Here is a 12526-nt window from a genome sequence, read left to right on the forward strand (position 1 = left end):
TGCCTTGAACGACCGTCGCGAAAGGGCGTACGTGGCAGCCGCAGAAACCGCAACCCGACGCTCCAGCTCCGCCGCGAGCGCCGCCAAGACGACCAAGGCAGCGGCTGAGGAGTCCTCCGAGGAGACCCCGAAGCGCAAGACGGCCGCGAAGAAGCCGGCCGCCGCGAAGACCGCTGCGGGCGCCAAGACCACCAAGGCGCCCCGTAAGACGGCGGCGAAGGCCGCTCCCGCTGATGGGAAGAAGGCGGCCGAGGGCGAGGAGCCCGAGGACATGGAAGGCGCCCCCGGCGCCGAGGACCTGGTCGAGGACGTCGAACTCGTCGACGAGCCCGTCGTGGACGAGCCCGAGGAGGAGGACCCCAAAGCCGAGGGGGACTTCGTCTGGGACGAGGAGGAGTCCGAGGCCCTGCGCCAGGCGCGCAAGGACGCGGAACTCACCGCTTCGGCCGACTCCGTTCGGGCGTACTTGAAGCAGATCGGCAAGGTCGCCCTCCTCAACGCCGAGGAGGAGGTCGAACTCGCCAAGCGCATCGAGGCGGGCCTCTACGCCGCCGAGCGCGTCCGCCGCGCCGAGGACGAGCAGGAGAAGCTCACCCCGCAGCTGCGCCGCGACCTGCGCTGGATCGTCCGCGACGGCGAGCGCGCCAAGAACCACCTGCTCGAGGCCAACCTGCGCCTGGTCGTGTCGCTGGCCAAGCGCTACACCGGCCGCGGCATGGCGTTCCTGGACCTCATCCAGGAAGGCAACCTGGGCCTGATCCGCGCGGTCGAGAAGTTCGACTACACCAAGGGCTACAAGTTCTCCACGTACGCCACCTGGTGGATCCGTCAGGCGATCACCCGCGCGATGGCCGACCAGGCCCGCACCATCCGCATCCCGGTGCACATGGTCGAGGTCATCAACAAGCTCGGCCGCATCCAGCGCGAGCTGCTCCAGGACCTGGGCCGCGAGCCCACCCCGGAGGAGCTGGCCAAGGAGATGGACATCACGCCGGAGAAGGTGCTGGAGATCCAGCAGTACGCGCGTGAGCCCATCTCGCTGGACCAGACGATCGGCGACGAGGGCGACAGCCAGCTCGGTGACTTCATCGAGGACTCCGAGGCCGTGGTGGCCGTGGACGCCGTGTCGTTCACGCTGCTGCAGGACCAGCTCCAGTCCGTGCTCGCGACGCTGTCCGAGCGCGAGGCCGGCGTGGTCCGCCTGCGCTTCGGTCTGACCGACGGCCAGCCGCGCACGCTGGACGAGATCGGCCAGGTCTACGGCGTCACGCGCGAGCGCATCCGCCAGATCGAGTCGAAGACGATGTCCAAGCTGCGCCACCCGTCGCGTTCGCAGGTGCTGCGCGACTACCTGGACTAGGCAGCAACGCTCACGGCTGTGGCCGGTGACCCGCGCGGGTCACCGGCCACAGCCGTTTCGCGAGCCGGTGACACCAGGGCCCCACCGTGCGGCCCATGCACGAGGATTTCGATGACGCGTACACGGAGGCATTGGCCATCGTGGCGAGGCGGGAAGCTGACTCGTCCCTCACGTGGGAAGAGCAGATGCGCTGGCGCAAACGTGGCTTGAACTTGGAGCCGCATTGCCGTGGCGAGGGTGGCCTGTGCCCCAGTTGCGGCGAGCCATGGGAATGCGGTCCGGCAGTTGGCATGGTCGAGGAGATCCAGGCAGCGGATGCCGAGTGATCCCGACATGCTCGACCTCTCGATACCCTTGAGGTGGAGGGTGCCGTTGTGGCTGCGAAGCAGGCTGACACAGGAAGCGAGATCGGCCGGAGGCTGCGGCAGATCCGCCACGCCCGGCGGAAGTCGCTCGCGGTTGTCGCGGGCCTGGCCGGAATCTCCCCCAGCTACCTCTCACGACTCGAGTCAGGCGAGCGGGCCCTCGACCGGCGGTCTCTCATCGTCGCCTTGGCCGCCGCTCTGGAGGTCGCGCCCAGCGAGATCACCGGCACCGCACTCGCGTTTCCGGGTGAGCTCGACGAAGACCGGTCGTTGAACGCGGTCCGCCTCGCACTGCTGGCCGCGAGCATGAACGAGCCCCGCGGTGAGGTCGCGCCGGTCGATGTGCTGCACACACGGGTCGCCGCGCTCATGAACGCGCAGCGGGAGTGCCGCTATGCCGATGTCGGCAGCGAGCTGCCCGGCCTGATCCGTGATCTGCACAGCACCCTCGACTCCGGCCGTGACGTCGAGCGCGTTCGGAGCCTGCTCGCTCTGCTCCACGTGCAGGGCACCATGGCCTGGCTCATGGACATCGGCGCCAGCATGGATCTTGGCTGGCAGGCAGCGACACTCGCTCAGCACGCGGCCGAGGCCGTCGACGACCCGGTGACACACGCGGTGAGCGCGTTCGGCACGGCGTTCGGCCTGCTCGGCGCGGGCGCCTTCGACATGGCATCCAACGTGCTCACCCGACCGGGGGTCGGCACGAACAACCCGGCGGCGAGGTCGGCCAGGGGAATGCTGACGCTCACGTCCTCGCTGGTGGCGGCCGCAAGCGGCGACCGTGCGGGTCAGGTGGCCGCGTTGGAGGAAGCCGAGAACCTCGCAGCCACGGTCCACGATGACGGCGACCCGCTGTGGTTCGGCTTCAATCCCGCGAATGTCGGCGTGTGGAGGATGTCGGTTGCGCTGGAAGCGGGCGATCACGCCGATGCTGCACGGATAGCCGACTCGGTGAACCCGGATGACCTCCCTTCCCCGACTCGCAAGGCGGCGTACTACCGGGACTTCGGTCGCGCGCTGGCCCGGCTGCCCAGGCGACAGGACAACGCCGTGCTGATGCTGCGGCGCGCCGAGCGGATCTCCCCCGCACGCATCCATCGGCACCCGTTCATGCGGTCGGTCATCGCAGAACTGCTGGTCAAGTCTCGTCGCGGCGCCATCGGCCGTGAGCTGCGAGGCATGGCATACCGGGCGGGACTGCCGGTTTAACCCGGTCAGGCGACCTTGCCACGCAGGCAAAAGATCGGGACGCCCCCTTTCTAACGTCGGCGCCATGGTCACACTGATCGACATCGAGACCGCGCTCGCCGAGTTCCCCGAGCTTCAGCACCTGATCGACCTCGTACATGCCGGATGGGTGTTCCTGCCGTCGATGGCGGACGGGGTGGTCACCGCGATGCACGGGGTGCGCATGTGGCCCGGCGGCTGGACCGATGCCGTCCGTGTGCGCCACACGACGGACGCCAAGGCACTGCGCAGCGACTACGACGGCGGCCTCGTCTGGGAACGAAGCGGTTCACTGGCCGACGTCGTCCACGCGCTGATCATGTTGCCCCCACCGGGAACGCCGACGGCGCCACGACTGGTCACGGGCACCGCACCGAAGCCGTGGATGCCGTAGCGGGCGCCGGCTTGTTCCGAAGCCTCGTGCAGGTGATCGAGCGGGCTGCCTACCTGATCGACTTCCACGGGATGCGGCTGTGCAGTCGTGTCGGTCGTGTCAACGACCTACCTGGACTCACGCCACGGCGTGGGGCCCTTCTCACATGTCCGAAAGGTAATGCTCAGACCGCCCTGAGCACGCGTGAGTACGAATGAGTACCCCCATGCTCATGTGGATCCGCGTCACGGAGGACACGATCAGTCTGTGCGCTCGCCGGTGGAGTGCACAGGGGTCGTTCCAGCCACCGGACCAAGGGGGAGCACAGGAGATGGGGAGATCAGTATTGGGCGGCGCGTTCGCGCTGCTGGACAACCTGATGGAGCACGGCGAGCTGGGGCTGAGCCAGCTGGCGGTGAAGTCGGAGATGCCGAAGACGACCGTCCACCGGCTGCTCGACCAGCTGGAGGAGCTCGGGGCCGTCGAGAACGCGCGCGGGCGGTACCGGATCGGGGCGCAGATGTTCCGGTTCGGGCAGGCGTGGGAGCCGTACCCGAACCTGCTGCACGTGGCGCGGCAACCGCTCAGGGCGTTGTCGGCGACGATCCGGACCTCGACGGTGCTGGCCGTGCCGCGCCGGGACCGGGAGCTCGTCGCGGCGGCGAGTGTCGTGCGGGCCGAGGACGTCTTCCGGTTGCGGCCCGGCTCGACGGTGCCGAGTGGGCTGGAGATGGTGAGCGCGCCGGTGCGGTCGCCGTCCAACAGCGTTCTGGGCAACGTGAGCGCGGTGCTGATCGACACGCGCAGCGCCACGGCGGTGAGGGAGGCCGTGGGGCACGCCGCGAGGGCCATCAGTACGGCCCTGCGATAGGAAAGATCACGGCAAGAGGTCCGAATCGTGGGAAGTTCGTGACCATGTTCGCTCTGGGCAGACGAGGGCAAGCGATATCACACCACTGGCAGCACGCAACCGACCGAATGGCACATCTTTGCTGCTCCGCGCGTTGAACCTTGGTCGCGGAATGTACGTGTCAAGACGGTGAACCGGTGGTGTCCGGATGTGTGAACGTGCGACATGCGGGTAAATCACCGAGTGACGCGAGTCGCCACGTACACGGGAACACTGACTATCGCTGGAACGTCTGTCAGAGTGGAGCCAGCGAGCACCGCGCACCAGCCAGGGGCGCTGTGGTCGCAGCTTGGTAAGAGGGCACCTACACGTGGTGCCGGGACGGAGGGAGATTTCCATGACTACCGCGCTCACCCGCCCCGAACTGACCGCTGCCGACCGCTGCGACCGCTGCGGGGCTGCTGCCCAGGTTCGCGCCGTCCTCCAGTCCGGAGGCGAGTTGCTGTTCTGCGGGCACCACGCCCGTGCGCACAGCCAGAAGCTGCGCGAGCTCGCTGCTGAACTGCAGCAGGGCTGAGTTAGGCCACCTCTAGCCGTCCTGGGGCGGGATCCGGAAGGGTCCCGCCCCCTTGCATATCTAGATGGTTCCCAGCACCGGTTCGAACGCCAGCTCGGCGGCCCCGAGCAGCTTCGCGTCCCGTCCCAGCGGCGACGTCACGATCTGGGTTCCCCCAACGGCACGCGACACCAGACTGCGCTGCTGCACTACCGAACTCACCGACGCGACCACGGACGGTGGCAGCGACGTGTAGAGATCCCCCAGCACCACCAGTTCGGGCCCCAGCAGGTTCACCACGTTCACCAGGCCCAGCGCCAGCCACTCGGTGAACCCGTCGAGCTTCGAGACGTCCTCCAACGCTTTCAGCTCCGCGACGACGGCACCACGCGGCGCGTCCTCCGCGAGGCCCAGCGCACGGCACAGCGCCGCCTCGCCCACCTCGGTCTCCCAGCAGCCGTCACAGCCGCAGTAGCAGCGCCGGCCGCCGGGGCGCACGACCATGTGCCCCAGCTCCCCCACGTACCCTCCGGTGCCGCGCAACGGCGATCCGGAGATGATCACGCCACCGCCGACGCCGACGTCCGCGGAGATGTAGACCATGTCCTGCGACGCGCGGGCGGCCCCGCGCACGTGTTCGGCCAGGGCGCCGAGCTCGGAGTCGTTGCCCACCTGCACGGGCAGTTTCAACACGGCCTCGAGCCGCTTCCCCAGTGCCACCGCGGTCCAGTGCAGGTTCGGCGCCTCGTGCACGAGACCGTCGGACCGCCGCACGACGCCGGGCACGGACACCCCGACGCCGACGGCGGTGACGTCGAGTTCGTCGGCCATGAGCTTGGCGGACTCGACGATGTGCGTGATGACCTCGCCCGGATCACGCGTCCGGTGATGCAGGTTCCAGCTGTCGCGGCCGAGGATCTCGCCGCCCAGGCCCACGAAACCCATCGCGACCTGCTCCACCCGCACGTCGATCGCCATGACGACGGCGGCTTGCGGCTGGGGCAGGACGAGCAGCGACGGGCGGCCGGCGCCGCTGCGTTTCGCCGGCACGCGTTCCTCGACGACGCCGTCGCCGGCGAGGCCGTCCACCAGGGCCTTGATCGTGCTGCGGTTGAGCCCGAGCTCGACCGCGAGCGATGCCCTGGTGGACGGTCCGTCCACGTGCAGGCGGCGCAGCAGCGCCGTCCGGTTGTGCCTGCGGATCTCGTCGGGACGAGTGCCGGAGGTCGGTGTCGTCACGACTAGCGCGCGGCGACCGCCGCCCGGCGGCGGGACAACGCGTCGACGCTCGCGGCGAGCAGCAGCACCAGGCCGGTCACGATGAACACCACGGCGGCGGGCTGCTTGAGCAGGCCCATGCCGTTCTGGATGATCGCGAGTACCGCACCACCGATGACGGCGTCCCGCAGCCGGCCCTTGCCGCCGAACAACGAGGTGCCGCCGATGACCGCCGCACCGACCGACAGCAGCAGCGTGTTGCCGCCACCGGCGTTCGGGTCGACCGAGCCGACCTTGGACGAGTACACGATCGCGCCGATCGCGGCCGCCGAGGAGGCGATCACGAAGACGCTCATCCGGATCTGCTCGACGTTGATACCGGCCCGGCGCGCCGCCTCCGTGTTGCCACCGACGGCGTAGATGTGCCGGCCGTAGCTGGTGCGGTCGAGCACGAACGTGCCGATCACGAGCAGCACGAGCACGATCGGCACCACGTACGGCACGCCCTCGATCACGATGAGGTCGGTCGGCGCCCGGTTCTGTGTGAGCGCGAACGTGGCGACCGCCGCCAGCAGCGCGAGGCCACCGATCTTGGCCAGCACCAGCGAGGTCGGCTGGGCCACGAGTCCCTTGCGCAGCCTGGTGAAGTGCCGCGTGAGCACGACCGCCGCGTAACCGCCGACCGCGATGACGCACAGCAGCCACGAGCCCGCGGTGTTCAGGTTTCCGTTGGCCACGTTGAAGATCGTGTCGTCGCGCAGGCCGAGCGTGCCGCCCTGACCGATGAGCTGCAGCACGACGCCGCCCCAGACCAGGAACAGCGCCAGGGTCACGACGAACGACGGGATGCCGACCTTGGCGACGAGGAAGCCCGTGATGGAGCCGATGGCCGCGCCGACGCAGACCGCGAGCAGCATCTCCAGCCACGCGTTCGCCGGCACACCGAGCACGGCGATCAGGAACGCGATCAGCGACAGCACCGCCCCGGCCCAGATCCTCATCAACGACGCGAGCACGATCGCGAGCACCAGCAGGCCGCAGAACACGTAGAACACCGTGTTGCCCATGCCGCCGAGGAGATTGCCATTGTGGATCAGGTGCAGTGCCATCACCGACGCCGTCACACCGGACGCGGTACCGGCCGACAGGTCGATCTCGCCGAGCAGCAGCACGAACACCAGGCCCATCGCGATGATCGTGATGCTGGCGCCCTGCTGGAGCAGGTTGGCGAGGTTGCCGAGGGTGAAGAACGTGTCGGACAACGAGCTGAACACGATGAGCAGCACGACGAGCCCGAGCAACGCGGGCAGCGAACCGAGCTCGCCGCCGCGGACCCTGGCCCAGTAGTCGCGCATCGCCTCACCGGTGGACATGGAGGTCGTGTCGATGCCGAAGTCGGAGATCGCGCCCGGCGCCGGGGTGTCCTGCGAGGGCGTCTCGGTGGTGTTGGTCATGCTGTCCTCTTCGGAACTCATCAGATCGTCGCCGCCTCGGGGCGGGCGATGCCCAGGTCACCGGAACGTCCGGCGGTGATCAGCTCGACCACCTGGCCGTGCGTGACGTCCTTGGATCCGACGACCGCCGCCATCCGGCCGAGGTAGAGACACGCGATGCGGTCGGCGACCTCGAACACGTCGTTCATGTTGTGGCTGATCAGCACGACGCCGAGGCCCTGCTCCGCCAGCCGCCGCACCAGGTCGAGCACCTGGCGCGTCTGCGCGACACCGAGTGCCGCGGTGGGCTCGTCGAGCAGGACGACCTTGCTGTTCCACAGCACGGCCTTGGCGATCGCCACGGTCTGCCGCTGACCACCGGACAGCGACGCGACCTGCGTGCGCACCGACTTGACCGTGCGCACCGACAGCGACGCGAGCGTCTTGCGCGCCGCCTGTTCCATGTCCGTCTCGTCGAGCAGGCCGCCCTTGGTGCGTTCGCGGCCGAGGAACATGTTCTGGACGATGTCGAGGTTGTCGGCCAGTGCGAGGTCCTGGTACACGACCTCGATCCCGAGCGCCGCGGCGTCGCGCGGGCCCTTGATGTGCACCGGCTCGCCCTCGAAAAGGACCTCACCCGAGTCGGACGGGTGGATGCCCGCGATGCACTTGACCAACGTCGACTTGCCCGCGCCGTTGTCGCCGACGAGCGCGGTGACCTCGCCGGGGTTCACGGTGAGGTCGATGTCGTGCAGGACGTGCACGGGACCGAAGCTCTTGTTGATGCCGCGCAGCTCGAGAATCGGCTCGCTCACTGGGTTTCCTCCGTGGCTTCCACGCACCGAGGCGGGGGTGCCTCGCACGCACCCCCGCCTGGCGCAGAGCGTCTGCTACTTGATGCCGAGTTCCGTGCAGGCGGCCTGGGTCTCGCCGGTGCAGATCTCCGACGCCTTCACGAAGCCCGCGTCCACCACGACCTTGACCTTGTCCTTGGTGATCATCTGGGCGGTGAGCAGCACGGACTTGACGTCGCGGTTGCCCTTCGTGTCCTTCGTCGAACCGGAGGCCAGCTTGTCAGCGGCGGCGGTGTCGCCCTTGGCCAGCGCGGCAGCCAGCTTGGCGGCGGCCTCGGCCTCGTCCTTGATCGGCTTGAAGACCGTCATGTACTGGTCACCACGCAGCACGGCCTTCAGGCCGTCCGGAGTGGCGTCCTGACCGGTGACCGGCACCTTGCCGTTCAGGCCGACCTTCTTCAGCACCGTGATCACGGCGCCGGCGAGGCCGTCGTTCGCGGCGACGACGCCGTCGACCTTGCCGCCGTTGCTGGTCAGGATCTGCTCGAAGACCTGGCCGCCCTTCTGGTTGTCCCAGCCGTCGATCGGCTGCGACTGGACCTTCTTCAGGTCACCGGAGGCGTACTTGGCGTCGAGGACCTTGTGCTGCCCCTCGGTGAACAGGGTGGCGTTGTTGTCCGTCGGCGCGCCCTCGATCTCGATGATCTCGGCCGGCTTCTTGCCCGGCACCAGCTTCGCCACACCCTCGACCAGGCCCTGGCCCTGCAGCTCGCCGACCTTCACGTTGTCGAACGAGACGTAGTAGGACGAGGTTCCGCCCAGGTTGAGGCGGTCGTAGTCGATGACCTGGATGCCCTGCGCCTGCGCCTTCTTGGCGACCGAGGCGCCGACCTCGCTGTTCGGCGTAGCGATGATCAGGACCTTGACGCCCGCGTTGATCATGCCGTCCGCGAGGGTGCTGAACTTCTGCACGTCACCCTGGGCGTTCTGGATGTCGGGGTCGAGCCCCTCCTTCTTGAGGGCGGCCTCGAGCAGGGGCTTGTCGAAGCCTTCCCAACGGGCGGAGGTCGCGGTCTCGGGAAGGATGACGCCGACCTTCGCGCCGCCCCCGCCGCCGCTGTTCGAGTTGGTGCTTCCGGAGCCGCCGGAAGACGTGTTGGCACCGCAAGCCGTCATGGCAACGGCAAGGCCGGTGCCGACGGCGATGAGGGCGAGGCTCTTGCTGCGCATCCGCCATCCCTTTCACTGCGTGTGAGCGGAGAATGTTGTGGCGCACAACGTATGCCTGACATGTGGGTGACCGGAACCACACTGTATCGATTAAGTGGCAACAATGCGGTAACTCAAATGGCATCTAGCTACCGTGCGTTAGGGCGACATTACGGACGTGGGAGCGTTTACACGTCGCTCACCACGAACGCAGCGTGGCGATCCGCTCCTCGAGCTGTTCGATGCTCGCCATCGCGGTGGGCGGTCCGCCGCAGTACTCGCGCAGCTGGTTGTGGATCTTGCCGTGCGGCTTCTTGGTCCGGTGGTGGTGCATGGCGACGAGCGAGTTGAGCTCCTTGCGCAACGCCGCCAGCCGCTCCTGCACCGACTGCGGCCGGGCCTGCTGCGGCGCGAGCGGCGACTTGGACTCGGCGCGGGGCTTCGACAGCTGCTCCTCCTGCCGTTGCCGGAGCAGCTGCCGCACCTGGTCCGGTGCGAGCAGGCCCGGCAGCCCGAGGTACTCCTGCTCCTCCTCGGACCCGGCGAACGCCGCGGTGCCGAACGAGGACCCGTCGTAGATCACCTGGTCCAGCTCGGCCGAGGCGCCCAGCGACGTGAAGGCCTTCTCGTCCTCGCCGGGCTCGTCCTTGGTCTGGTTGGCGTCGGCGAGCAGGTCGTCGTCCCAGCCCTCCTTCTCCCGATGCGGCTTGCCGAGCACGTGGTCGCGTTGCTGCTCCAGCTCGGCGGCCAGCTGCAGCAGCACCGGCACGGACGGCAGGAACACCGACGCCGTCTCACCGGGCCGGCGCGCCCGCACGAAGCGCCCGATGGCCTGGGCGAAGAACAACGGCGTCGACGACGACGTGGCGTACACACCCACGGCGAGCCGCGGGACGTCGACGCCCTCGGACACCATCCGGACCGCGATCATCCAGCGTTCCGTGGTGGCCGCGAACTCGGCGATGCGGCCGGAGGCCTTGGGGTCGTCGGACAGCACGACCGTGGCGTCGTGCCCGGTCACGCGCTTGAGCACCGCGGCGTAGGCCTTGGCGGTCTCCTGGTCCGTGGCGATGATCAGGCCGCCGGCGTCCGGGATGCCGTCCTGGCGCTTCAGCGTCAGCCGCTGGTCGGCGGCACGCAGCACGGAGGCCATCCAGTCGCCCGCCGGGTCGAGCGCCGTGCGCCACGCGCGGGCGGTCTGTTCCTGGGTCAGCGGCTCCCCCAGCCGGGCCGAGAACTCCTCGCCCGCCGAGGTGCGCCACGAGGCCTCACCCGAGTAGGCCATGAACAGCACGGGCCGGACGACGCCGTCGCGCAGCGCGTCGGAGTAGCCGTAGGAGTGGTCCGCCTTCGACTTCATGAAGCCGCCCGCGTCCGGTTCGTAGGTGACGAACGGGATCTGCGAGTCGTCGGACCGGAACGGGGTTCCTGTCAGGCACAGCCTGCGCACCGCGGGCGTGAACGCCTCGCGGATCGCATCACCCCACGACTTGGCATCACCACCGTGGTGGATCTCGTCGAGCAGCACCAGCGTCTTGCGGTTCTCGGTGCGCACGCGGTGCAGCGCCGGATGCGCGGCGACCTGGGCGTACGTGACGGCGACACCGTGGTAGTCGCGGGAGGTGACGGCGTTGGTGTTGCGGAAGTTCGAGTCGATCGCGATGCCGGCCTCGGCCGCGGCCTTCGCCCACTGGTGCTTGAGGTGCTCGGTGGGCGTGACGATCGTGACGGCCTCGATCGTGCGGTCGGCGAGCAGTTCGGCGGCGACGCGCAGGCCGAACGTGGTCTTGCCGGCGCCCGGCGTGGCGACGGCCAGGAAGTCCTTCGGCTTGGCGGCGAGGTACTTGGTCAACGCGCGTCGCTGCCATGCCCGCAGCGGCCGGGTCGCGACCTGAACTGTCGAAGCCAATCCGATCCCCTCTATCCAGCGTTTCCGCAGGTAGGCATGCGAATGCCCGCATGACGGCCGACCGTTGCGGGCAACCGAAGCCTACCTGTTGCGAGCGTCGATGCCGCGAAACCGCCCGCCATGCACCATGCTTGACCCTGCGATGGGTTCGCCTGACGACAACAACACGCGCAGCACCGCCCCCAAGGGGCCGCTGCGTCTTGTGGCGCGCACGCTGTCGAAGGCGTGGGAGGGCAACATCTTCTCAGAAGCCGCCGAGGCGGCGTTCTGGCAGACGTTGTCGTTTCCGCCACTTCTGCTCGGTGTGCTGGGTGCGATGGGCTGGCTGGGCGACTGGTTCGGCCAGGAAGTCGTGCGTGCCGTCCAAGAGAAGATCATCGGCTTCAGCCGGACGATCTTCAGCGGGGACGTGGTGAACGGTGTGATCGCGCCGACCGTCCAGGAGATCCTCTCCACGGGCAAGGGCGAGATCGTGTCCGTGGGTTTCCTGATCTCACTGTGGGCGGGGTCGTCGGCGATGTCGTCGTTCGTCGACGCGATCACCGTGGCGCACGGCCAGTACGGCGTGCGCAACGAGCTGTGGCAGCGGATCTTCGCGCTCGGCCTCTACATGGTGTCGCTGATACTCCTGGTGGTCGGGCTGCCCGTGCTGGCGCTCGGCCCGGACCTGATCCCCCAGTTCTTCCCCGGCTCGTGGCAGCCGTTCATCGCGACGTGGGTGGGCCGGTTCTACTACCCCGTCGTCGCGGTGATCCTCGTGCTCGCGCTGGCGACGCTCTACAAGCTGGCGCTGCCGCGGAAGCTGCCGTGGCACCGCGGGCTGCCGGGTGCCGTACTGGCGATGGCCGTGTTCCTGCTGTCGTCGATCGGCCTGCGCGTGTACATCCAGTGGATCACCACCACGGGCTACACCTATGGCGCGCTGGCGACGCCGATCGCGTTCCTGCTGTTCGTGTTCTTCATCGGGCTGGCGATCGTCATCGGCGCGTACTTCAACAGCGCGATCGAGGACATGTGGCCGGCGCACATGACCAAGCGGCAGCGGCGCCGGTGGCGGCGGCTCGAGATGGAGCGGGCGGCGGAGCGTCTGCGCGCCGAGAAGAACGGCCAGGCCAAGGAGTACACCGCGCCCTCACCCGCGGACACACAGCTCACGACGCCGCTGCGCGTGCCACAGCCGAAGGCCGAGCAGCCCGCCGACGTCGAACAATCCACCTAATCCGGACATT

The 12526-nt window shown here is 68.6% G+C and carries 12 protein-coding genes; 7 read left to right on the forward strand and 5 right to left on the reverse strand.

The window, feature by feature from the left end; translation table 11 throughout:
• Positions 1-31 precede the first annotated feature (31 nt).
• The 6 genes from QSK35_RS31200 to QSK35_RS31225 all read left to right on the forward strand — a co-directional run bounded on the left by QSK35_RS31200 (position 32) and on the right by QSK35_RS31225 (position 4755).
• Positions 32-1360, forward strand: a complete 1329-nt coding sequence (locus QSK35_RS31200; protein WP_285751159.1) for an RNA polymerase sigma factor — start codon at positions 32-34, stop codon at positions 1358-1360.
• A 95-nt stretch (positions 1361-1455) separates the two neighbouring features.
• Positions 1456-1686, forward strand: coding sequence for a hypothetical protein (locus tag QSK35_RS31205; protein WP_285751160.1), 231 nt, complete (start codon positions 1456-1458; stop codon positions 1684-1686).
• Between the two features lie 48 nt (positions 1687-1734).
• A complete protein-coding gene (locus QSK35_RS31210) occupies positions 1735-2937 on the forward strand; it encodes a helix-turn-helix domain-containing protein (RefSeq protein ID WP_285751161.1) in 1203 nt (400 codons plus the stop codon).
• 64 nt (positions 2938-3001) lie between these two features.
• Complete coding sequence (locus QSK35_RS31215; RefSeq protein WP_285751162.1) at positions 3002-3349, forward strand: hypothetical protein; 348 nt, start codon at positions 3002-3004, stop codon at positions 3347-3349.
• 310 nt (positions 3350-3659) lie between these two features.
• Entirely contained in the window at positions 3660-4199 is a 540-nt protein-coding gene (locus QSK35_RS31220; protein WP_285751163.1) for a helix-turn-helix domain-containing protein, read from the forward strand.
• 376 nt (positions 4200-4575) lie between these two features.
• The gene (locus tag QSK35_RS31225) at positions 4576-4755 is read left to right on the forward strand and encodes a DUF7455 domain-containing protein (protein WP_285751164.1); all 180 of its coding nucleotides are present in this window, start codon (positions 4576-4578) and stop codon (positions 4753-4755) included.
• 60 nt (positions 4756-4815) lie between these two features.
• On the opposite strand, the gene QSK35_RS31230 is transcribed toward QSK35_RS31225, so the two are convergent.
• The 5 genes from QSK35_RS31230 to QSK35_RS31250 form a co-directional block, all read right to left on the reverse strand.
• Entirely contained in the window at positions 4816-5973 is a 1158-nt protein-coding gene (locus QSK35_RS31230; RefSeq protein WP_285751165.1) for an ROK family transcriptional regulator, read from the reverse strand.
• A 2-nt stretch (positions 5974-5975) separates the two neighbouring features.
• A complete protein-coding gene (locus tag QSK35_RS31235; RefSeq protein WP_285751166.1) occupies positions 5976-7406 on the reverse strand; it encodes a sugar ABC transporter permease in 1431 nt (476 codons plus the stop codon).
• Positions 7407-7426: 20 nt separating this feature from the next.
• On the reverse strand, positions 7427-8200 hold the full coding sequence (locus QSK35_RS31240) for an ATP-binding cassette domain-containing protein (protein ID WP_285751167.1): 774 nt from the start codon (positions 8198-8200) through the stop codon (positions 7427-7429).
• 75 nt (positions 8201-8275) lie between these two features.
• A complete protein-coding gene (locus tag QSK35_RS31245) occupies positions 8276-9409 on the reverse strand; it encodes a sugar ABC transporter substrate-binding protein (RefSeq protein ID WP_285751168.1) in 1134 nt (377 codons plus the stop codon).
• 178 nt (positions 9410-9587) lie between these two features.
• Positions 9588-11297: a DEAD/DEAH box helicase gene (locus QSK35_RS31250; RefSeq protein WP_285751169.1), complete on the reverse strand. Its 1710-nt coding sequence runs from the start codon at positions 11295-11297 to the stop codon at positions 9588-9590.
• A gap of 127 nt (positions 11298-11424) precedes the next feature.
• Between QSK35_RS31250 and QSK35_RS31255 the strand changes: the two genes are divergently transcribed.
• On the forward strand, positions 11425-12516 hold the full coding sequence (locus QSK35_RS31255) for a YihY/virulence factor BrkB family protein (RefSeq protein WP_502881743.1): 1092 nt from the start codon (positions 11425-11427) through the stop codon (positions 12514-12516).
• The last annotated feature ends 10 nt before the right edge of the window (positions 12517-12526 follow it).

It is taken from the genome of Lentzea sp. NBRC 105346, assembly GCF_030269605.1.
Lineage (GTDB): Bacteria > Actinomycetota > Actinomycetes > Mycobacteriales > Pseudonocardiaceae > Lentzea.